The following is a 19181-nucleotide window of genomic DNA, read 5'->3' on the forward strand; positions in this document are numbered from 1 at the left end:
CCGCGCCGCCGGTCAGGCCTGCGGCGCCACCGGACCCAGCACCCCGGCCAGGGACAGGAACGCGATGACGTGCCCGTCGTGGGCCATCGCGCCCGCGGCGCCGGCGGCGGCGACCTCCACGGCGTCGAGCAGGACGCAGGTGCGCACCGCGTCCAGGGGCAGCGACGCGAGGGTCCCGGCGGCCTCCACCACGAGACCCGACAGCGACACCAGCGACAGCGGCACGACCAGTTCGACGGTGGTGCCGCGGCCCGGCTCGGTGCTGACGTTGACCTCGCCGCCGAGCTGCTCGGCGACGTCGCGGACCGCGTCGAGGCCGATGCCGCGTCCCGAGATGCCGGTGACCTCGCCGGCGGTGCTGATCCCGCCGTGCATGAGCAGCCGCATCAGCTCCCGGACGTCGGCCTCGGCGCCGGACGTGACCAGCCCCCGGGCCTCCGCCTGCCGGCGCACGGCGCCCAGGTCGAACCCACGGCCGTCGTCGCGGCATCGGAACGCGGCGTTCGTGCCGCGGCGGTGCACCTCGACGGTGACGTGCCCGGCGCCGGGTTTGCCGGCGGCGAGCCGTTCGGTCTCGCCCTCCACCCCGTGGGAGACGGCGTTGCGGACCACGTGCAGCAGCGCGCCGGACGCGAGGCTCAGCACGTGCGGGTCCAGCCGCAGGTCGCCGCCGCGGCTGTCGAAGACGACCTTCTTGCCCTCGGCGCCGGCGGCGTCGTACGCGGCCCGGTGCAGCGTCGTCAGCACCGTGGCGACCGGCACCAGGCGGAGCCGTTCGGCGCGGCCGCGGATGTCGTCGAGCTCCCGTTCGACCTGCTCGACGGTCTCGGTGAGCTGCCGGCCCAGCGCGGTGAGGTCGGCGGCGAGCCGGGTCGCCATGCCGCCGGTCCGCCCGTCGGCGCCGTCCGGCTGCGCGCCGCGGATCCGCAGCTGCTCGGTGATCGCCTCGGCCGCGCGGCGGGCCCGTTCGACGGTCGCGACCTGCCGCCGCAGCGGCGCGAACCGGGCGTGTGCCTCACCGACGGCGTCGAGCAGCTCGTCGATGTCGGCGCTGTCGCTGCGCACGGGCGCGGCGGCGGGCCGTGGCTCGGTGTCCGCCTTCTCCGCGGCGGGTGGCGGTGCCTGCGGCGGCTGCGGCGGCTGCAGCGCGCCGGCCAGGACCGACATCCGGTCGGTCAGGGTGAGCAACGCGCCGACGGTCTCCGGCGGGACCGGGTCGGCGCCGTCGCGGTGCGGCACGAGCAGCTCTTCGAGCTGGTGCGCCGCGCCGGCGATCTCGCTCTGCCGCACGACCCGGGCCGCGCCCTTGAGCGTGTGCGCGTGCCGCAGCAGCCTCGCCACCGGCTCGCGGTCCGCGCCGTCGCGGGTCAGGTCGAGCACGCCCTGGCTGAGCTGGTCGACCAGCTCCCGGGCCTCGATCCTGAAGTACCGCAGCGGGTCCTTGGCCACCGCGGGCGTCGGAGCGCTCAATGCCGGTCTGTGCCTGCGGCGACCAGCCTGAGCAGCTCGTTGGAGAGCCCGGCGAGATGTGTCGCGGTCTGTCTGGTCTGCACGGCGCTGGACTCGCTCTCCTGGGTGACCCTGGCGGTGTCCGTCACCGCGACGTTGACCTGCTCGACCGCGGTCGTCTGCTGCTTGGTGGACAGCTCGATCTCGCGCGCCGACTCGGTCGTCGTCGCGACCAGGTCCGCGATCTGCTGGAACGACGCGGTGACCGCGCCGAACTGCCGGGTGCCCGCGTCGACGGCCTTCGCGCCGGTCTCGGTCGCCATGACCGTGGTGTTCACCGCGCCGCGGACGTCGTCGATGAGCGCCCGGATCTCCTTCGCGGAGCCGGCGGTCCGGTCGGCGAGCTTGCGGATCTCGTCGGCGACGACGGCGAAGCGGCGCCCCCACTCCCCCGCGCCGGACGCCTCGATGGTGGCGTTGATGGCCAGGATGTTGGTCTGCTCGGCGAGCTCCGACACCAGGTCGACGACGCCGCCGATCTGCTGCGAGCGCTGGCCCAGCTCCAGCATGTGCTGCACGATCAGGTCGACCTGCCGGCGGATCGCGGTGATCGACTCACGGGCCTGCTCGATGGTCGCGTCGCCGGAGTGCGCGGCCACGGCGGTCTCCTCGGCGATCTTCGCCACCCGCTGCGAGCCCTCCGAGATCTGCCGCGACGTGATCAGCAGCTCCTCGATCGTCGTGTTGATCTCGCTCATCGCGGTCGCCTGCTCGCGGGCGCCGGTCGCCTGCTGGCTGGCGGCCGCCTCCAGCTGCGCCGAGGAGCTCTGGATGTGCCCGACCGCGCCGGCGACCTGCCGGCCCAGCGCGCGGGTCAGCAGGATCGCGATGCCGACGCCGAGCGCCAGCGCGAGGACCGCGATGACGATCACCACGACGGTCGCCACCTGGGCCGTGTTCGACGCGGCGTCGCGCTGGTCCGTCAGGTCCTCGCGCAGCAGCGAGGCGAGGGCCTCGATGTGCTGGTTGAGGGCCTCGCGCTGCGGCACCACCGTGTCCTCGAACTCGTCGGCGATGCGCTGCGCGCTGACCGCCGGGTCCTGCCGCAGCGCCAAGACCGCCTGCAGGGCCGTCTCGTGGCCCTGTTCGGCCTGTACGGCGAGGTTGAGCAGGTCACGTTCCCGCTGGGAGTCCGCGACGTCGCGCAGCTGCTGGATTGCCCGGGTGAAGTCGGCGCGGGCGGCGGTGATCTGCGCCCGGAACGCGTCGTCGCCGGTCAGCAGGAACCCACGGGAGGCGCTGCTCTTCTCCTCGACCGCGACCCGCAGCTGCTGCGCCTCGACGAGGCCCTGCACGCCGATGTCGATCACGTGGTCCTTGCCGGAGACCACGGTGTCCAGCGCGCCGACCGTGACGCCGCCCGTGAGCAGGGTCAGCAGCACGACGACCGCGAAGCCCGCGGCGAGCTTGCGGCCGAACGTCCATTGTCGCCTCATCATTCCCCGTCTCTTGCTGTGCTGGTGTTGCCGGTGAGGGCCTGGATCGCGGCGCGGACGGCCGGCACGTCGACGATCGGGCGGGCGCCGCCGTCCAGCGGGACGATGCCGCGCAGGCAGCCCCGCGGGCCGTGGCCCGTCGACTCCTCGACGATGAGGTCTCGGGGCACGCGCAGGTGCCCGTCCAGCTCCTCGAAGGCGAGCGTGACCAGCGGCTCGCCGGCGGCCAGGACCAGCCAGCGGGCGGCGGCGACGGCCGGGTGGCCGAAGACGGCGCCGAGGTCGTAGACGGGCACGATCGAGCCGCGGAAGCTCGCCACGCCGAGCAGCGCGGGCAGCGGGCCGGGCAGCCGCGTCACCGGCCGGTCCGGGAACAGCCCGGCCGCCTGGGTGAGGCGCAGCGCGTACCGGTGGCCGCCGACCCGGATCGCCAGCAGGTCGGCGAAGCCGGCGACCTCCTCGCGGTGCGGGTCGGCGAAGGACCGGTCGAACGAGTCGCGCAGCTCCGCCAGGCGCTGCTGCATGTCCCCGCTCTGTGCGGTCTGGGCGGCGGTCATCGGGCCGCGGCCAGTTCGGCGTGGCACAGCGCGATCAGGGCGCCACGGCCGAAGCCGCCGCCGAACAGCAGGATGCGCTCGTCGCTCTCGTGCCGCAGCAGGGTCACGGCGCGGTCGAGCTCGCGTTCGGCGGTGCGCGGGTCGCCGCGGCGGCGGGCGAGCAGCCCCAGCCGCAGCCGCGGCATCGCGAAGGCGGCGTCGAGGTGCGCGGCCATGCGGTGGTGCTCCAGCGCCGCGGCGAGGTCACCGTCGCCCTCGAGGCACTCGGCGAGCAGGTGATGGGCGTCGGGGTTGAGCGCGTCACGGTCCAGCAGCCGCCGGCACAGGGCCGCCGCCCGGCCCGTGCGGCCGAGGTGGGCGAGGACCGCGCCGCGCACGAGCATGACGTCGGGCCGGTCCGCCTCGGCCGTGTCGATGCCGTCGAGGACGGTGAGGGCCTCGCCGAAACGCTCCTCCTGCACCAGTTGCAGCACCTGGTCCCGCTGCCGCACCTTCGGCCTTCCCCGCTTCGGTGGGCCGGGCCGGGCCGGTACCGGCGCCGGTCGTGCCGGCGGTACCACGCCTGCCTTCTGGTAGTAGAACGTGCCGTGGGTGTGCTGGACCGTCAGCGCGGTCGGCCGGCTGCCGAGCGAGTCGGTGTGGCCGAGGAAGAGGTAGCCGCCCGGCGCGAGGGCGCGGGTGACCCGGGCGACCGCGGCGGCGACCGTGGCCGGCGTCAGGTACATCAGCAGGTTGCGGCAGAACACCACGTCGTAGGTGTCCGGGGCGAACAGCAGCGGGTCGTCGTCGACGGCGTTGTACTCCAGGAACCGCACGCGCCCGCGGAGCCGCTCGTCGATCTCGACACCGTCGGCGACGGCGTGGAACCAGCGGTGCTGCGCGGCGGCCGGGGTCTCCCGCAGCGACCAGCGGGAGTACCGGCCGGCGGCGGCGACCCGCAGCGCGGCCCGGTTGACGTCGAGCCCGACGATCGAGGTGTCCCAGGCCGGGTCGACGCGCTCGGCGGCGACCATCGCCAGGGTGTACGCCTCCTCGCCGGTGGAGCAGCCGACCGACAGCAGCCGCAGCCGCCGCTCGCCGGACCGGGCGCGGACCCGCTCCGGCAGGACCACCTCCGCCAGCACGTTGAACTGTTCGATGTTGCGGAAGAAGTACGTCTCGTTGACGGTGACCGCCTCGGCGAGGGCGGCGAGCTCGTTGTTCCAGGCGGTGCCGAGGCGGTCGAGGTAGCCGCGGCCGGACAGGCCGTGCTGGGTGGCGCGCGCCCGCAGGACCTCGGCGAGCTGCGGGTCGCGCTTGTCGTCGAACGCCAGGCCGAGCCGCGCCGACAGCAGCTGCCGCAGCCGGGCGATGTCCTCGTCACGCTCCATCGGGCGGCACCTCGATGTCGGCCATGAGCCCGGCGTCAATTTCGGTTATCGGCCCGGCGTCAATTTCGGTTATCGGCCCGGCGTCTCGCAGGAACAGCAGTGGCCGGGAGTCCAGCACGCCGACGGCGGCGACGAGTCTGGTCGCGGCGGCGGCGAGCATCGGCGGCGGTGGGCGGCTGTCGTCGGGTTCGACGGGCAGGACGCCGACGACGGGTCCGGTGGCGTACGCGAGGGTGCCGCGCCCGGTCCGCGTCGTGACGAACCGGCTGGGCCGCTCCGCGCCCACTCCCAGGAGCCTGGCCGTGTCGACGACCGGCACCGCGAGGCCGCGGATCACGCTGACCCCGAGCAGGATGTCGGCGGTGCCCGCGAGGGGCTGCACGGGCAGCGGCCGGATCGTCTCCACCACGTCGCGCAGCGCGATGGCGCACAACAGGTCGCCGACGCCGAAGACCAATGACAGTCCCGGCGGCGCCTCCGTGACAGCTGTGATCGCCACGCGATCATGATATGTGGCATAGGTCGGTTTTTTACCACTATCGGGCGAGGCGGGTGATCAGCCGTTCCTTCACCGCCGGCCAGTCGTCGTCGACCATCGCGTACAGCACGGCGTCCCGCCACGAGCCGTCCGCTCGCTGCCGGTGCTTGCGCAGAACCCCCTCGCGGGTCGCGCCGAGCCGTTCGATCGCCAGCTGCGAGCGGGTGTTGCGGATGTCGGTGTACCAGACGACGCGTACCGCACGAAGGTCCTCGAACGCGAACGTCATCATGAGCAGCTTCGACTCGACGTTCATGCCGGTGCGCCACCAGCGCTGCCCGAGCCAGGTGTAGCCGATCCAGAGCGTGCGCTGCACGGGGTCGGGCTCGGCGAACGACGTCGTCCCGGCGAACTGTCCCGTCACGGCGTCGAGCTGGGCGTACGGCAGCCGCCGCCCGCGCGCCCGCGCCGCCAGCGCGGCGGCGATGTGCTGCTCGGCGTCGGCGACCGTGGCGGGCGCCTGGAGGCCACCGCCGGGTGGGCTCTGCCAGCGGAACACCTCCTGCCGCTGCTCGGCGTCACCGGCGGCGGCGAGGTAGCCGGGGGCGTGCTCCATGCTCAGCGGTTCGAGGCGGACCTTGTCCCCGGCGAGGGCGGGCATCGCGAACCATCGGGCGTCGTCGGTCGTCATGCCCGCCAGTCCAGCATCGTGGGGGTGCTCCTGTGGAACGCTTTTTGTCGTACCCCGGCTGTAGGTTCCCTCCATGGATGTGACCGCACCTGTCGCCCGGCTCGCCACCGCCGCCGCGCTCATGCTCCGGCTGCTGACGGCCCGGTCCCTGCAGCCGTCGCACGCGGGCGCCCTGCTGCGCGCCGACGACACCGGCCTGCACCTCATCGGCACCGACGGCGAGGTAGTCGTCCACCTGCGCGTCCCCGCCACGGTCCACACCCCGGGCGAGGTCGTCGTCCCCCGCCGCGCCGTCGCGGAGACCCTGACCGCGCTGGACGCGGCCGACGCCCGGCTGACCGTGCAGGGCGGCCGCCTGGCGATCCGGGTGCCGGGCGCCCGTTTCGCGCTGCCCAGCCTCCCCGGCGCCACGCCGCCCACCGTGCCACTGCCTCCCGCACACGGCACCGTCACCGGCGACGACCTGCGCACGGCGGCCGTCCCGGTCGCCGGCGCCGCCTCCCGCGAGCACGCCCTGCCGATGTTCACCGGCGTCCGCCTCCGCACCCACGACACGGCACTGACCCTGCTCGCCACCGACCGCTTCCGCCTGGCCACCGCCTCCATCCCCTGGCACGCCGCCCTCCCCCCGGCCACCGCCACCCCGACGGACACCGACGCTGCGTCCCGCGCCACCGCGGGCAGCATCGGCGCCGCGACGGGCGGCTCCCGGGTCGAGGCACTCGTCCCGGCCGCCGTCCTGGCCCGCGCCGCCCAGCAGCTGAGCCGCATCCCCGCCGTCCACGTGCACGCGGCCGACGACGTGTTCGCCCTGTCCTGGGACGGCGGCAGCATCACGACCGCCACCCTCGGCGGCGGCTATCCCGACGCCCAGCTCTCCCGCCTGCTCGACATCGCCCCCGCCTGCACCGTCGAGGTCGACGCCGACACCCTCGCCCACGCGGTTGACCGCGCCGCCGCCTACGGCGGCGCACACGGCCGCGTCACCCTCCAGGCAATCGACGGCGCCCTCCTCGTCCGCGCCGACGACCCCCTCACCGGCGAGTCGGAGCAGACCGTCAAGGCCACCACCGACGGCGCCCACACCATCCGCTCGTTCCAGGCCCGCCTGCTACTCGACGCCCTGCGCGCCTTCCCCCACCACACCGTCCAGCTGCGCATCCAGGAGGGCATGCGGGCGACCGCCTTCACCGCCGACCTCCCCGCCGCCACCCTCGACTACCTCGTCGTCCCGCTCCGCACCCCGCCCTCTACCGACACCTGACCCTCCCCGCCCCCCGCAACCGACCGGCGCCCGCCCCACCTCAGCATGTCGCGTCGCCGCACGCCCCGCCGCCCGACGCCCGCCACCTCGCGCCCCGCCATCTCGTACCGAGCGCCTCGCAACAACCCCGATCCGTCACGGCCATCGCTGCGGTCACGGCTTCCCGCCGCGCCGCGGGTCCGCGGCCCTCGGGGTCCACCGCATCGCAGGGGATCGACAGCGCGGGAGGTCCACTGCGGGCGCCTCCATCCGTCCCAACGTTGCAGGTTCACCGCCGGAAATGGTCGACGCGGCATCGCGGGTCCCTGGCGATCTGGTTCGCGAGAGCAGGAGCCAGATGCTCGTCACTTCTGCGCCATCTCACCAGCCGGTGCCGCACCAAGATCAGTGGGTGTTCGCCACAATTGGCGGATGGAGATCATCGCCGGCGTCGGTGTCGAAGCCGTGAGGATCGGTGACGTACGCGGAGAGGTCGAGCGGCGGCTTGGGCGTCCGGTCCATGCACTCGGTGACGCCAGGGCCCTCGCCCGCAGAGCCGTCTACGACGCCATGGACCCGATGCTGGTCGTGACCTACGACCGGGAAGACGTCGTTGAACTCGTCGAGGTCAGCTACGGCCGGGACGATCAGGTGTTCTTCGAAGGGGTGCAGCTGACCTACCGGTTCATGGACGAGGTGATCGCCGACCTGGCCGCCAACGGGCACTCGAGCACTCCGTCCGACATCGGGTTCGACGTGCCGGCCGGGTTCGCGATCTTCTCCATGGCGTCGCTGTCGCCCAGGGACCTGGACCCTGCCGCACCCGAGGAGGACAGCCGCCGCGTCGTCGAGGGCGTGTCCATTGCGCCGTATTCGTACTTCACCGCTGACAAGCCACCGTTGAACGGGACCATCGAAGAACTCGAAACCTGGCTGCGGCAGCGAGGCGTACTTCCGACGGAGTCGTGATCTGTCGCAGGGCGGGAGGTTCGTTGAGGGTTCCAAGATGGGGCGCGTGGCGTCACGGGATTCGTCGTTCTCGGACGTTTGTGGGGCGGCCCGCTTCCTGCACGCAGCCGTTTGCGCGTCTTCCGGCTTTCGCCCGTCGTCCATATTCCGAGACGCCTTGATCGAAGGCGCGGTGCGGCTGTCCGGACGGCCAGAGCTCACCGTTGATCACGGGATCTAGAACTCCGAGCGCCGGAGCCAACGCCGCAAAACCGAGCGAATTGGGCACCAAGGGACGACCGGGCGCGTGTCACGGTGCGTTGCCTGCGGGAGGCTTCGTGGTCTTCGGGGCTGGCGTCCTGGTCGTATTGGTGTGCGGGGGTCAGCGGGTCGGGGGTTCGGTGCTGATGGCGGCGAGGGCGGAGGTGGCGTCCTGGTCGATGGCGAGGTCGCCGAGGGAGACGATGCCGACGAGGTGGTCGCCGTCGAGGACGGGGAGGCGGCGCAGGGCGTTGGTGCGCATCAGTTCGGTGGCGGTGGCCACGTCGTCCTGAGGGGAGACGGCGACGAGGTCAGGGGCGACGATGTCACCGACAGCGGTGGTGGCCGGGTCGTTGCCGGTGGCGACGACGCGGACGGTGACGTCGCGGTCGGTCAGGACGCCGCGGACGCCGCTGCTGTCGGTGACGACGAGGGCGCCGACGTCGGCATCGCGCATCAGTTCGGCGGCGGCGGTGACGGACGAGCCGACGTCGATCGTGAGCGGTGCGTTGGTCATGATGTCCTTCACGTGCTGGCTCATACCGGTACGGCTACCCAGTGGTGGGCGGCGCAATCAGCAGTGTCGACGCGGCGAGGGTGTTGAGGTGGTCGGCGACGGTGTCGGTGGGCAGGCCACGGCCGGTGTAGAGGGTGTCGAACGTCTCGAATGCGGTGAGCAGCCACAAAGTGTCCACGGCGGTGGTGTGGGGCACGCGGAGCAGGCCGGCGTCGTGTAGGCGGTCGACGAGGTGCCGCAGGCCCCCGAGACGGGCCTCGCCGGCGCGGCGCACGGCGCCGTCGGTCGAGGCGGCGAGGGCGTGGAGTGCGGCGAGGGCGTCGCGCTGGGCGGCGTACATGCGGGCCGTGGCGGTGATGCCGCCGCGCAGGTGCTCGCGGGGGTCGGTGGCGCGGACCGCGACGAGCAGGTCAGCGTAGCCACCGCGGTCCAGGACGTCCTGGGCGAGGGCGTCGAAGAGGCCGCCGCGTGAGCCGAACACCAGGTAGATCGTGGAGCGGGCCACGCCGGCCTGGCGGGCCACGGCGTCGACGCTGGGCATGGCGGGCAGTTGGGCGTACATCGCGTCGAGGATGCGGCGGCGGGTCTCCTCCGCGGTGGCCGCGCGGCGGCGCTGCTCATACCGGCGCGTGGTCACCGCGCCCCCCCCCGCGCTGCGGCACCCGCACGGCGGGCGCCGGGGCAGGGCGGGCGCCGGAAGCGCGGCGGAGGGGGCGGTCATGCCTGAGAACGTATCGCGGTCAGTTGTCGCGCAGGGGGTCGAGGCCGCCGGTGAGGCTGGCGACGCCGCAGTTGGGGGCGGACCAGAAGCGGCTCGGGCGGCCGTCGACGTGGGTGTGGTCGTTGTGGTCGGGGTAGCCGGGGCCGAGGATGCCGGCGAAGCCGTGGTTGCGAGCGGCCTGGGCGAGGGTGCACAGCGAGTGCGGGCCGGCACCGAGGTCGGCGGCGTCGCCGTACAGGTGGCGGCTGGTCGAGGCGCCGCCGACGGCGTTGTTGCACGAGACGCTGCGGAAGCCGCTGGTGACCCGGAGCGGCTGGTCGCCCAGGGCGTGGCGCAGTGCCTGCAGCTTCCACATGGTGACGAGGGCGTTGGCCTTGGCGGTCGCGGCGGAGACGTTGCCGCCGGACCAGGTGCTGTTGCAGTTGTTGAGCTCGGCGTAGCTGAAGTTGACCGGGGTGCAGTCGTCGTCCTGCAGGGCATAGAGCTTGGAGAACGTGGCGGGGCCGGCGACGCCGTCGGCGGTGAGGCCGTACGCCGCCTGGAACCGGGCCACCGCGGACTTCGTCGCGGGCCCGAACTGGCCGTCGAGTCCGAGGACTCCGCCGGAGCCGGGGTAGCCGGCGACACGGATCTGCAACTGCCGGACCGCCTCCCCCGACGATCCCTCGGCCAGTATCCCGCTCCACGTGTAGCAGGCGTCCGCGTGTGCCGGCGCCGCCGTGGCGGCCACCACTCCCACCGTGGCCCCGATCGCGAGCAGCGCGGTGGTGAGCAACCGAATCAGTTTCTGCATAGAAGCATGCAAGTGTGTCAATTGGACGTTGTCAATGAGGAGGTGTACCAGCAGCATGGCTACGATCTGGTCGAGATCCCGTCCGGCCCGGTGGAGGAGCGACCCCTGTGATGCGTGACGGCGAGGCCACCACCTCCGTCGAGCTGGTGCGGCGCCTCGTCGCCGGGCAGTTTCCACAGTGGACGGACCTGCCCGTGGCACCGGTCGGCACGCCCGGCACCGACAACGCGATGTACCGGCTGGGCGACGACCTCGCGGTGCGGCTGCCCCGGCTGCGGGGCGGCGTCGCCCAGATCGAGCGGGACGGTCGCTGGCTGCCGCTGCTCGCGCCGCGGCTGCCGCTGCCGATCCCCGAGCCGGTCGCGGTCGGGCGGCCCGCCCACGGCTACCCGTTCGCGTGGACCGTCGGCCGGTGGCTGCCCGGCGACACCGTCGAGGCGTTCACGGACCGCCGCGCCGCGCTGGACCTCGCCGCGTTCGTCACCGCGCTGCGGGCCGTCGACCCTGCCGGCGCGCCGCCCGGCTACCGCGGCGGCGCCCTCGCCGACCGGGACGCCTCGGTCCGGGACGCGATCGCGCAGCTGCACGGCGACGTCGACACCGCCGCCGCGACCGCCGCCTGGGAGACGTCCCTCGCCGCGCCGGCCTGGGACGGGCCGCCGACCTGGAGCCACGGCGACCTGCACGCCGGCAACGTGCTGGCCGTCGGCGGGCGGGTCAGCGCCGTGATCGACTTCGGCTGCGCCGGGGTGGGCGATCCCGCCTGCGACGTCATGCCCGCCTGGACGCTGCTCGGCGCCGAGCACCGCGGCACGTTCCGCGACGCGGTCGGCGCCGACGACGCGATGTGGGAGCGGGCCCGCGGCTGGGTGCTGTGCATGGGCCTGGTCGCCCTGCCGTACTACCGCGACCGCAACCCGCCGTTCGCCGCGACCGCCAGGCGCATGCTCGACCAGGCCCTCGCGGACTGAGGCGTCACCGCGACGGTCCACACCACCAGCGGCAGCATCGTGGCCGGCGCCGGCCGGTGTCCGGATCGCGGCGGCGGCTTCGACGTCCCGCGGGCAGGGCCGGCACGTGGGGGCCGCTGCTGGTCGGGGCGCTCGGCGTCGGCCTGGTCGTGGCGGGCGTGTTCGTCACCGACGCGGGGCCGGATTCCCGCCGGGGGCACCGGAGGGGGCACCGCGGATCAGCTGGCACGGGTGGCTGCACGGGCTGGGCACGACGGTGTCGTTCAACGGGATGGCGGTCGGGTGCCTGGTGTTCGCGCGGCGGTTCGCCGGTGACCGGGAGCGGGGCTGGACGGCCCTCGCCATGACCGCGGCGGTGCTGCCGACCGCGCTCGTGGCGTGGCCGTCGGCCGAGGGGTTCAGCGTGCGGCTGCTCGTCGCGGCGGGGCTGATGTTCGCGTTCGTGGGGGCGCTCGCCTGGCGGTACACCCGGACAACGGGCAAAACGCAACGGCAGGTCGAAATGTCCAATTAGTCTGCCTGAGTGGATCGCAGATCGTTGCTGGTGGCCGGTGGGGTGCTCGCCGGGTCCCTGCTGGGTGGCGGGGTCGCGCACGCGGCCGTGCAGTGGCCGATGTTCGAGTGGGAGGTGCCGGGTGGGTTCTTCCCGCCAGGCGTCGGCGTGATGGTGCCGCCGCTGCTGGCCGTCTACGGCGACGGCGAGGCCTACGCCGATGCGGCCGCGCACCGGTACCTGTCCGGGCGGGACGCGCGGTCGCTGCAGGACCACGCCGTGCGGGTGCTGCGGAACCGGGCCGACACCAGGCGGCTGGTCGGCCGGGAGGGGCCCGCGGACGCGCCGACGGACAGGGTGCGGGTCCGCACCACCGACGGGCGCTACCTCACCGCGCACCTGGACGGGTGGGGCGACGGCGACGAGTCCCACGACTTCCCGAAAGCGCTGCACGAGCTGTACGACCACGTGCAGACGATCCGCAGGGCGGTGCGCAGGGACGGCGAGCCGTGGCGGCTGGACGCGGTGCTGCTGGTCGCGGTGCACCTGGACTTCGAGCCCGACGAGTACGAGCCGTGGCCCGGCGGCGTGCCGCTGCCGAAGGTCGACGCCGACCACCTCTACCTGGAGGCGAGGCTCGCCGGCGCGAAGGCCCGCCGGGTGCGCCGCAACCTGCCGAAGTCCGGCGACGACACGTGGCCGTTCTACCGGACCCCGGCGGGTGCGTTCGTCGCGGCGAACTGGCGCTACAGCCTGCCGCACGAATGGTGAATCAGAACCGCAGGTCCGCCAGGTACCGGTAGCCGTTGCGGGCCGTGGTCAGCGCGTCCGCGGGGGTGCGTGGCGGGGTGCCGGCGTCGTCGCGTTCGACGATGTACTCCACCAGGCCCGCCTCCCTGGCGTGCTGGAAGATCCGGCCGAAGTCGATGAGACCTGCGCCGGGGTCGGTGAACGCCGCCGCGGTGTCCATGTCCTTCACGTGGACCTGGCGGATGCGGCCGCGGTGGCGCTGGATGAGGTCGACCGGGTCGGCGGTGCCGCGCCAGGCCCAGAACAGGTCGACCTCCAGGTGGACGAGGTCGGGGTCGGTCTCGGCGGTGAGGATGTCGTACCCGGTGCGGGAGCCGCCGTCCTGCCGGACGAACTCCAGCTGGTGGTTGTGGTAGCCGAAGTCGAGGCCGGCCCGCCGGGCGAGGGCACCGGCGCGGTTGAGATCTCGGGCCAGCGCGTGATACTTGGCGCCGTCGCGGATCGGCTGGCCGGTGGCGGAGTCGATGCCGAAGAACGGGTGGACGATGAAGTGGTTGCCCACGACGTTGGCGTCGTCGAGGGCGCGCTGCCACGCCATCGCGTCCCACGGCTGCGGGACGGCGACGTGGCCGGAGGTGGCCTTCAGACCGGCGGCGTCCAGCGCGGCGCGGAACTGGGCGGCGGTCCGGCCGACGAACCCCGCGTGCTCGACCCTGGTGTAGCCGATCGCGCGCAGTTCGGCGAGGCTGGCGGCGAGGTCGACGCCGAGCTGGTCGCGCAGCGTGTAGAGCTGGACGCTGATCCGGTCGAGCGGCACCCGCGACTGGCGGTGGGCGGGTGCTGCGGCGGGTGCGGCGGCCGCGGGTGCGGCGCCGATGAGTGGTGCGGCGAGCAGCGGGGCGGCCGCTGCGGCGCCGAGCAGGTTGCGCCGGCTGACGGGGGAGCTGGGCATGCTTGCACTTCCCTCCGGAACGTCACGGACTTTCGTACATCTGAACCTTTCTATATTCGGATCAAGCACTTTGTCACGGGTGCACAGCAAAAGGGCGCCCGATGGGCGCCCTTTTGTCGGAAGCGGTACGAAGTCAGGCGGACGTCGTCTCGCCGCGCAGGTCGCGCTGGCGGGGCAGGTCCGCGTCGTCGCCGCGCAGCCAGCCGACGGCCGTGGCCCGGTCGGGCAGGACGACGAACAGGTGCAGCAGGCACAGGGTGTGCATCATCCGCCGCATGAACGGGGCGAGCCCGACCAGGCAGGTGTGACCGCCGGCCTGCGCGGCGCGGTGCCGGGCGGCGACGAGCAGCCCCAGCACCGACGAGTCCAGGGTGGTGACCCGGCTCAGGTCGATGACCAGGTGCCCGGGCCGGTAGCCCGCGGGCGACAGCGCCGCGCGCAGCGCCGGGCCGACCTCGATGTCGAGGTCGCCGCTGAGGGTCACCACGAGCGCCTCGTCGACGACGGCGCCGGTGACCCGCGGGTCGGTGACCGCCGTCGCCGGGGCGGGCTCGGCGGCGACGGGGGCGTCCGCCACGGCCGACGGCGCGTCCCCGGCGAGCCAGCCGACCGGGTCGGCGTCGGCGGAGGCGAGCGGCACCCGCGAGCAGCGCCCGCAGCTGTGCGGACCGGTCGCGAGCCGGGCGCCGGTCCAGCCGTGCCGGCGGAACAGGCTCCAGACGAGGTCCCAGTTGTGCATGGTCGCGCCGAGCCCGGTCACGCTCTGGCCGCATGCGTCGCAGATCAAGGTGAAATCGGTGCCGTCAGGTGTCGTCGCCGCGGTCACGGTCGCCGCTCCTCTCACTGAGCTGAGTCCGATCAGTTCACTGGGTCTCCGTCATCATGTCGTGTCAGTCGCCCTCCGGGACCATACGTAACACGTGATTTACATGCGCGATTTGCAACGTTCGCCGGACACGGGGTGACGGGGCGCGCAATGTGAGTCTTCCTCCGGATGTCCAGACCTGCCGATGGATGTCCAGCAGCATGCCGATCGCCGTCGCGTCGATGAAGGGGCAGCCGGAGAGATCGATGATCAGCTGCTCGGGATGCATCGTCAGCGCATCCTCGAGCAGAGCCCGCACCCGGGGCTCCGACCCTGCGTCCAGCTCCTCGGTGACCATGATCTCGACGAGCGGCGTTCCAGGGGCGTCGATGCCGGTGTGCATGGGACCGAGCCTCCGCCGCTCATGTGGCGGGCTTTCCGCGGAACTGTGACAGTTGTATGACAACGGACCCGGCCTGGCATGATGCAGTGGTGGCGGGCGTACTGGTCATCGAGGACGACGATCGGATCCGGTTGTCGCTGATGCTCGCGCTGGAGGACGAGGGCTACTCGGTGCGAGGGGTGTCCAGCGCCGAGGACGGCCTGGTCGCGCAGCGCGCGGAGCCCGCGGACACGGTGCTGGTCGACCTGATGCTGCCGGGCGTCGACGGGTTCGAGTGCATCCGCCAGCTGCGCCGCGACGACGACGTGCCGATCGTGGTCGTCAGCGCCCGCGACGACACCCACGACATCGTCGCGGCCCTTGAGGCCGGCGCCGACGACTACCTGGTGAAGCCGGTGGCGGTGAAGGAGCTGTCGGCGCGGCTGCGGGCGCTGCGCCGCCGCGGCCGCACGGTGCTGTCGGCGGTGTCGACGCTCGTCTTCGGCGACCTGGAGATCCTGCCGGAGGCCGGCGAGGTGCGGGTGGCCGGCGCGCCGGTGGCGTTGACGCGCACCGAGTTCCGGCTGCTGTGCGAGCTCGCCGAGCACCCCGGCCTGGTCCTGACCCGCCAGCAGCTGCTGCAGCGGGTGTGGGAGTACGACGTCGGCGACGAGCGCCTCGTCGACGTGCACATCGGGCGGCTGCGGCAGAAGATCGAGGACGACTCGCGGACGCCCCGGCGCCTGGTGACGGTCCGCGGCATGGGCTACAAGCTGCAGCGATGAAGAAGGCCGGGCTTCGCACACGGGTCATCGCGGGGTTCGCCGCCGGTGCGCTGGCGCTGTCCGCGTCGATGGCGTTCGTGTCCTACCAGCTGACCCGCAGCTACCTGCTCGCCGGCCGGGAACGTGCGACCGTGCGGGCCACGGCCTACGACGCGCGGATCATCAACGCCAGCCTCGCCGGCGACCGGCCCGACGTCGTGGCCATCCTCAAGTCGCTGGACACCGGCGGCAACCGGCGCACGCTGCTGCGCCGCGACGGCCGCTGGTACACCCGCAACGCCGACCCCGGCGCGGCCGACGCCGTGCCGGCCGAGCTGCAACGGCTCGTCGAGCAGGGCGGCCAAGGCGCCCAGTGGGTCCGCATCGACGGCGTCCCGGCGCTGGTCATCGGGGTGTCGCTGTCGCCGACCACGGCGCTGTACGAGATCGACTACCTGCGGGAGCTCGACCAGACGCTGCGCACCCTCGCATGGGTGCTGGGCCTCGTCGCGGCCGCGGTCGCGGCGGCCGGCGCGGGCCTCGGCGGGTATGCGACACGGTACGTGCTGCGGCCGCTGCGCTCGGTCGCCGACGCCGCGCAGGGCATCACCGACGGCGACCTGAGCGCCCGCCTGGACCCCGCGGCCGAGCCGGACCTGGCGCGGCTGACGGCGTCGTTCAACGGGATGGTCGACCAGCTGGCGCGCCGGCACGAGCGGGACCGCCGCTTCGCCGCCGACGTGAGCCACGAGCTGCGCTCCCCGCTGCAGACCCTGGCCGCGTCGGCGAGCGTCCTGCACCGGCGCCGGGAGCACCTGGACGAGCGGACCGCGCTCGCGGCGGGTCTGGTCGTGGAGGAGATCGAGCGGTTCCAGTCCCTCGTCGACGACCTACTCGAACTGGCCCGCAGCGACCAGCCGGCCCGCCGCGCACCGGTCGACCCGCACGACCTGGCGCGGCGGGTGGTGGAGGGCCAGGGTCTCGACCCCGACCTGGTGGAGCCGGCCGGCGACGACGCCTCGCGGTGGCTGGTCGACCGGCGGCGGCTGGAGCAGATCCTCGCGAACCTGCTGGACAACGCGGTCCGCCACGGCGGCGGGCCGGTCGCGGTCCGACTGGCGTGCGTGGCCGGGACCGGCCGGGTCGAGGTCGACGACGAGGGTCCCGGGGTCCGCCCGGCCGACCGGGCGGTGATCTTCGACCGGTTCGTGCGGGGCCGGTCGGCGGGTGCCCGCGGCGGCGACGGCACCGGCCTGGGCCTGTCGCTGGTGGCGCAGCACGCGACGGCGCACGGCGGCAGGGTCGTGGTCCTGGACCGCCCCGGCGGCGGCGCCCGCTTCCGGGTCGAGCTGCCCGGGGTCGTGGTGAGGCGCGCCCGGGTCCTCGCGCTCGCCGGGCTGCTCGGGGTGACGTGCACGGCTGCGGGTGCCCGAGGAGCGCACGCCGCGGCCGATCGAGCCGTCGCTGGTGATCGGCAGCCCGCCGCCGCAGGCCGCCGGGAACTCCGCGGGCGCGGTGGTCGAGCGGCTGTACCTGGTCCGGGACGACCAGCTCGTGGCGGTGGAGCGGCGGGTCGGCTCGACCGCCGACGTCGCGGCACTGCTCGGTGACCTGGTCGCCGGCCCCACGGACGCGGAGCGCGACGAAGGGTTGTCCAGCGCGCTGACGGGCACGGATCTCATCGCCGGGGTACGGCTCGTCGCCGGCACCGCAGAGGTGTCGTTCCGGCCGCAGGCCGGTGGGCGTACCGACGACATCCTGGCGATCGGTCAGATCGTGTGCACCCTGGACGCGCGCACCGACGTGGACACCGTCCGCTTCCTGCTGGACGGTCAGGTGCTCAAGGTGCCCCGCGCCGACGGCTCGCTCACGGAGCTGCCGCTGACCAGCGCCGACTACCGCGCGCTGATCACTGACCGGTGAGGCGGTCGATCACCAGGTAGTACTGGTCGATGCCGTTGATGAGCTTCGCGAGCTGGGCGAAGTCCACCGGCTTGCGGAAGAAGTGCTCGGTGGGGACGCCGAAGTCGCGCAGCATCTGCTCCTCCAGCGGCGAGCTGGTCAGGACGACGACGGTGAGGTCGGCCAGGCGGGGGTTGCTGAGGATCCGGTCGAGCACCACCCGGCCGTCGACGCCTGGCAGGTTGAGGTCGAGCAGGACGATGTCGGGCGTCGGCGCGTCGGCGTGGGCCCCGCGGTGCTCGAGGAAGTCGATCGCGTCCAGGCCGTCGCCGATCACGGTGACCTCGTTGCGGAGCCGGTACTCGCGGAACTCGTCGAGGGTGAATGCGACGTCACCCGAGTCGTCCTCGATGAGGAGGATGTGGGCGAGCTCCCCGTTCATTGGCCTCCTTCAAGAATGTTGCACTACTGCAATCTTCACGGCACACGATAGTGCACACCGGCGGCGGTATCCACCGTGCAACGATGTCCGGATGACCACCCGGGGGGAAAACGAGGCGCTCGTGCGTGCGCTGCTGGCGGTCAGTCGGAGCATGGTCGCCCTCGCGGCGCGCAACCTGGCGGCGATGGAGGCCGACGTGACGCTGCCGCAGTACCGGGCACTGGCGCTGCTCGCGACGGCCGGCCCGCAACGCAGCGCCGGCCTGGCCAAGGAGCTCGAGGTGGCACCGTCGACGCTGACCCGCATGTGCGACCGGCTGGAGCGCAAGCACCTGGTGCGGCGCTTCCACCGCGACAACGACCGCCGCTCGACGTGGCTGGCACTCACGCCCGCCGGCCGGGACCTGGTCGGCGTGGTGATGCGGGAGCGGCAGCGGGAGCTGTCGGCGATCGTGCACGAGGCCAAGGTCGACGCGTCACAGGAGTGCCTGGACCTGCTGGACCGCATCGTCGAGGCGTCCGGTGAGCTGCCCGACGCGGTGTGGTGGGAGCGCTGGGAGACCTCCGCGGACCCGGTCGACGGCGTGACGCTGCCCTGATGAACGATCCGGTGCTGCCCCTGGTCACCCTGACCACAGACCGCCTCCTGCTGCGCCCGTTCGGCCCCGCCGACGCCGCCGACGTCCACGCCGTGTGGCAGGACACGCGATTCATCGATTCGGCGCCGCTCGGATACGCCTACGCCGGCGCCGACTTCGATGTCGCCCTCGCCTGGTGCACGAGCGGTATCGAAGAGCGCCGCCGCACCGGCAAGGGCATCGGCTTCGCGGTGGTGCTCCGCGACGGCGGCCGCCTGGTCGGGCACGTGTCGCTGTTCGGCGCGGACTGGACGGCGATGTCGGCGGAGATGCACTACTGGACCGCACCGTGGGCGCGCGGACACGGCGTCGCGGCGGAGGCGGCCGCGGCCGTGGCCCGGTGGGCGCTGACGACGCAGGGCTTCGCCCGCATCGCCCTGCAGGCGGCACCGGCGAACACGGCGTCCCGGCACGTCGCGGAGCGGGCCGGCTTCCAGGCCGAGGGGGTGCTGCGCAACGTCGCGGTCTCCCGCAACGGCCGCCACGACCTCGTCATGTACAGCATGATCCCGTCCGACCTCGGGGTCATGTAGAGGAACCGCCTCTGGCCGCGGAGGAA

23 protein-coding genes and 1 pseudogene are annotated in these 19181 nt (G+C 73.4%); 11 read left to right on the forward strand and 13 right to left on the reverse strand.

The window, feature by feature from the left end; translation table 11 throughout:
• Positions 1-12 precede the first annotated feature (12 nt).
• From OHA72_RS55110 to OHA72_RS55135, 6 genes are read right to left on the reverse strand one after another with little or no spacing between them, the layout of a single operon-like run.
• Positions 13-1470, reverse strand: a complete 1458-nt coding sequence (locus OHA72_RS55110) for a chemotaxis protein CheA (RefSeq protein WP_327004100.1) — start codon at positions 1468-1470, stop codon at positions 13-15.
• The gene (locus OHA72_RS55115; RefSeq protein WP_327004101.1) at positions 1467-2948 is read right to left on the reverse strand and encodes a HAMP domain-containing methyl-accepting chemotaxis protein; all 1482 of its coding nucleotides are present in this window, start codon (positions 2946-2948) and stop codon (positions 1467-1469) included. Before OHA72_RS55115 ends, OHA72_RS55110 begins: the two co-directional genes overlap by 4 nt.
• Positions 2945-3469, reverse strand: a complete 525-nt coding sequence (locus OHA72_RS55120) for a chemotaxis protein CheW (protein ID WP_327004102.1) — start codon at positions 3467-3469, stop codon at positions 2945-2947. The genes OHA72_RS55115 and OHA72_RS55120 overlap by 4 nt, the downstream gene beginning before the upstream one ends.
• A gap of 29 nt (positions 3470-3498) precedes the next feature.
• Positions 3499-4872, reverse strand: coding sequence for a CheR family methyltransferase (locus OHA72_RS55125; RefSeq protein ID WP_327004103.1), 1374 nt, complete (start codon positions 4870-4872; stop codon positions 3499-3501).
• Positions 4862-5371 (reverse strand): chemotaxis protein CheW, encoded by a 510-nt coding sequence (locus OHA72_RS55130; RefSeq protein ID WP_327004104.1) that lies wholly within the window; start codon positions 5369-5371, stop codon positions 4862-4864. Before OHA72_RS55130 ends, OHA72_RS55125 begins: the two co-directional genes overlap by 11 nt.
• A gap of 37 nt (positions 5372-5408) precedes the next feature.
• Complete coding sequence (locus OHA72_RS55135) at positions 5409-6041, reverse strand: GNAT family N-acetyltransferase (protein ID WP_327004105.1); 633 nt, start codon at positions 6039-6041, stop codon at positions 5409-5411.
• A gap of 73 nt (positions 6042-6114) precedes the next feature.
• Here OHA72_RS55135 and OHA72_RS55140 point away from each other — a divergent pair, with 73 nt between their 5' ends.
• Together OHA72_RS55140 and OHA72_RS55145 are read left to right on the forward strand one after the other, a co-directional pair.
• Complete coding sequence (locus OHA72_RS55140; protein ID WP_327004106.1) at positions 6115-7305, forward strand: DNA polymerase III subunit beta; 1191 nt, start codon at positions 6115-6117, stop codon at positions 7303-7305.
• A 411-nt stretch (positions 7306-7716) separates the two neighbouring features.
• Entirely contained in the window at positions 7717-8253 is a 537-nt protein-coding gene (locus OHA72_RS55145) for a hypothetical protein (RefSeq protein ID WP_327004107.1), read from the forward strand.
• Between the two features lie 361 nt (positions 8254-8614).
• Here OHA72_RS55145 and OHA72_RS55150 read toward each other — a convergent pair whose 3' ends face one another.
• From OHA72_RS55150 to OHA72_RS55160, 3 genes are all read right to left on the reverse strand, one after another.
• The gene (locus OHA72_RS55150; protein WP_327004108.1) at positions 8615-9034 is read right to left on the reverse strand and encodes a CBS domain-containing protein; all 420 of its coding nucleotides are present in this window, start codon (positions 9032-9034) and stop codon (positions 8615-8617) included.
• A gap of 10 nt (positions 9035-9044) precedes the next feature.
• A complete protein-coding gene (locus tag OHA72_RS55155) occupies positions 9045-9647 on the reverse strand; it encodes a TetR/AcrR family transcriptional regulator (protein WP_327004109.1) in 603 nt (200 codons plus the stop codon).
• A gap of 103 nt (positions 9648-9750) precedes the next feature.
• Positions 9751-10524 carry a D-Ala-D-Ala carboxypeptidase family metallohydrolase gene (locus tag OHA72_RS55160; protein WP_327004110.1) on the reverse strand — a complete coding sequence of 258 codons (774 nt, stop codon included), beginning with the start codon at positions 10522-10524 and terminating at the stop codon, positions 9751-9753.
• Positions 10525-10634: 110 nt separating this feature from the next.
• Here OHA72_RS55160 and OHA72_RS55165 point away from each other — a divergent pair, with 110 nt between their 5' ends.
• The 4 genes from OHA72_RS55165 to OHA72_RS55175 are packed head-to-tail and all read left to right on the forward strand — an operon-like array spanning position 10635 to position 12759.
• Positions 10635-11495 carry an aminoglycoside phosphotransferase family protein gene (locus tag OHA72_RS55165; protein ID WP_327004111.1) on the forward strand — a complete coding sequence of 287 codons (861 nt, stop codon included), beginning with the start codon at positions 10635-10637 and terminating at the stop codon, positions 11493-11495.
• A 56-nt stretch (positions 11496-11551) separates the two neighbouring features.
• On the forward strand, positions 11552-11842 hold the full coding sequence (locus tag OHA72_RS65350) for a DUF998 domain-containing protein (protein ID WP_442788435.1): 291 nt from the start codon (positions 11552-11554) through the stop codon (positions 11840-11842).
• The gene (locus tag OHA72_RS55170) at positions 11752-12009 is read left to right on the forward strand and encodes a hypothetical protein (protein WP_327004112.1); all 258 of its coding nucleotides are present in this window, start codon (positions 11752-11754) and stop codon (positions 12007-12009) included. The genes OHA72_RS65350 and OHA72_RS55170 overlap by 91 nt, the downstream gene beginning before the upstream one ends.
• A 9-nt stretch (positions 12010-12018) precedes the next feature.
• Positions 12019-12759, forward strand: a complete 741-nt coding sequence (locus OHA72_RS55175; protein WP_327004113.1) for a hypothetical protein — start codon at positions 12019-12021, stop codon at positions 12757-12759.
• Between the two features lies 1 nt (position 12760).
• On the opposite strand, the gene OHA72_RS55180 is transcribed toward OHA72_RS55175, so the two are convergent.
• The 3 genes from OHA72_RS55180 to OHA72_RS55190 form a co-directional block, all read right to left on the reverse strand.
• Complete coding sequence (locus OHA72_RS55180; protein WP_327004114.1) at positions 12761-13690, reverse strand: sugar phosphate isomerase/epimerase family protein; 930 nt, start codon at positions 13688-13690, stop codon at positions 12761-12763.
• A gap of 133 nt (positions 13691-13823) precedes the next feature.
• The gene (locus OHA72_RS55185; RefSeq protein ID WP_327004115.1) at positions 13824-14516 is read right to left on the reverse strand and encodes an STAS domain-containing protein; all 693 of its coding nucleotides are present in this window, start codon (positions 14514-14516) and stop codon (positions 13824-13826) included.
• A gap of 64 nt (positions 14517-14580) precedes the next feature.
• Positions 14581-14898, reverse strand: a complete 318-nt coding sequence (locus tag OHA72_RS55190; protein WP_327004116.1) for an STAS domain-containing protein — start codon at positions 14896-14898, stop codon at positions 14581-14583.
• An 89-nt stretch (positions 14899-14987) separates the two neighbouring features.
• Here OHA72_RS55190 and OHA72_RS55195 point away from each other — a divergent pair, with 89 nt between their 5' ends.
• The 3 genes and pseudogenes from OHA72_RS55195 to OHA72_RS55205 all read left to right on the forward strand — a co-directional run bounded on the left by OHA72_RS55195 (position 14988) and on the right by OHA72_RS55205 (position 17564).
• Positions 14988-15662: a response regulator transcription factor gene (locus OHA72_RS55195; RefSeq protein WP_327004117.1), complete on the forward strand. Its 675-nt coding sequence runs from the start codon at positions 14988-14990 to the stop codon at positions 15660-15662.
• A pseudogene (locus OHA72_RS55200) lies at positions 15659-17008 on the forward strand (ATP-binding protein); the annotation flags it as partial. The gene OHA72_RS55195 and the pseudogene OHA72_RS55200, both read left to right, overlap by 4 nt.
• Positions 17009-17195: 187 nt before the next feature.
• Positions 17196-17564, forward strand: a complete 369-nt coding sequence (locus OHA72_RS55205; RefSeq protein ID WP_327004118.1) for a GerMN domain-containing protein — start codon at positions 17196-17198, stop codon at positions 17562-17564.
• Here the strand turns inward: OHA72_RS55205 and OHA72_RS55210 are convergent.
• The gene (locus OHA72_RS55210) at positions 17551-17985 is read right to left on the reverse strand and encodes a response regulator (RefSeq protein ID WP_327004119.1); all 435 of its coding nucleotides are present in this window, start codon (positions 17983-17985) and stop codon (positions 17551-17553) included. The genes OHA72_RS55205 and OHA72_RS55210 overlap by 14 nt on opposite strands.
• Before the next feature lie 91 nt (positions 17986-18076).
• Between OHA72_RS55210 and OHA72_RS55215 the strand changes: the two genes are divergently transcribed.
• Positions 18077-18583 carry a MarR family winged helix-turn-helix transcriptional regulator gene (locus tag OHA72_RS55215; RefSeq protein WP_327004120.1) on the forward strand — a complete coding sequence of 169 codons (507 nt, stop codon included), beginning with the start codon at positions 18077-18079 and terminating at the stop codon, positions 18581-18583.
• Complete coding sequence (locus tag OHA72_RS55220; protein WP_327004121.1) at positions 18583-19155, forward strand: GNAT family N-acetyltransferase; 573 nt, start codon at positions 18583-18585, stop codon at positions 19153-19155. The genes OHA72_RS55215 and OHA72_RS55220 overlap by 1 nt, the downstream gene beginning before the upstream one ends.
• Positions 19156-19181: the final 26 nt, after the last annotated feature.

Source organism: Dactylosporangium sp. NBC_01737, assembly GCF_035963215.1.
Lineage (GTDB): Bacteria > Actinomycetota > Actinomycetes > Mycobacteriales > Micromonosporaceae > Dactylosporangium.

What these genes read in the sequence shown, in the direction of transcription:
- OHA72_RS55115 (WP_327004101.1), bottom strand. Translation starts at nt 2,948, where the DNA reads ATGATGAGGCGACAATGGACGTTCGGCCGCAAGCTCGCCGCGGGCTTC.
- OHA72_RS55120 (WP_327004102.1), bottom strand. Translation starts at nt 3,469, where the DNA reads ATGCAGCAGCGCCTGGCGGAGCTGCGCGACTCGTTCGACCGGTCCTTC.
- OHA72_RS55125 (WP_327004103.1), bottom strand. Translation starts at nt 4,872, where the DNA reads ATGGAGCGTGACGAGGACATCGCCCGGCTGCGGCAGCTGCTGTCGGCG.
- OHA72_RS55135 (WP_327004105.1), bottom strand. Translation starts at nt 6,041, where the DNA reads ATGACGACCGACGACGCCCGATGGTTCGCGATGCCCGCCCTCGCCGGG.
- OHA72_RS55140 (WP_327004106.1), top strand. Translation starts at nt 6,115, where the DNA reads ATGGATGTGACCGCACCTGTCGCCCGGCTCGCCACCGCCGCCGCGCTC.
- OHA72_RS55145 (WP_327004107.1), top strand. Translation starts at nt 7,717, where the DNA reads ATGGAGATCATCGCCGGCGTCGGTGTCGAAGCCGTGAGGATCGGTGAC.
- OHA72_RS55150 (WP_327004108.1), bottom strand. Translation starts at nt 9,034, where the DNA reads ATGAGCCAGCACGTGAAGGACATCATGACCAACGCACCGCTCACGATC.
- OHA72_RS55160 (WP_327004110.1), bottom strand. Translation starts at nt 10,524, where the DNA reads ATGCAGAAACTGATTCGGTTGCTCACCACCGCGCTGCTCGCGATCGGG.
- OHA72_RS55165 (WP_327004111.1), top strand. Translation starts at nt 10,635, where the DNA reads ATGCGTGACGGCGAGGCCACCACCTCCGTCGAGCTGGTGCGGCGCCTC.
- OHA72_RS55180 (WP_327004114.1), bottom strand. Translation starts at nt 13,690, where the DNA reads ATGCCCAGCTCCCCCGTCAGCCGGCGCAACCTGCTCGGCGCCGCAGCG.
- OHA72_RS55190 (WP_327004116.1), bottom strand. Translation starts at nt 14,898, where the DNA reads ATGCACACCGGCATCGACGCCCCTGGAACGCCGCTCGTCGAGATCATG.
- OHA72_RS55210 (WP_327004119.1), bottom strand. Translation starts at nt 17,985, where the DNA reads ATGAACGGGGAGCTCGCCCACATCCTCCTCATCGAGGACGACTCGGGT.
- OHA72_RS55215 (WP_327004120.1), top strand. Translation starts at nt 18,077, where the DNA reads ATGACCACCCGGGGGGAAAACGAGGCGCTCGTGCGTGCGCTGCTGGCG.
- OHA72_RS55220 (WP_327004121.1), top strand. Translation starts at nt 18,583, where the DNA reads ATGAACGATCCGGTGCTGCCCCTGGTCACCCTGACCACAGACCGCCTC.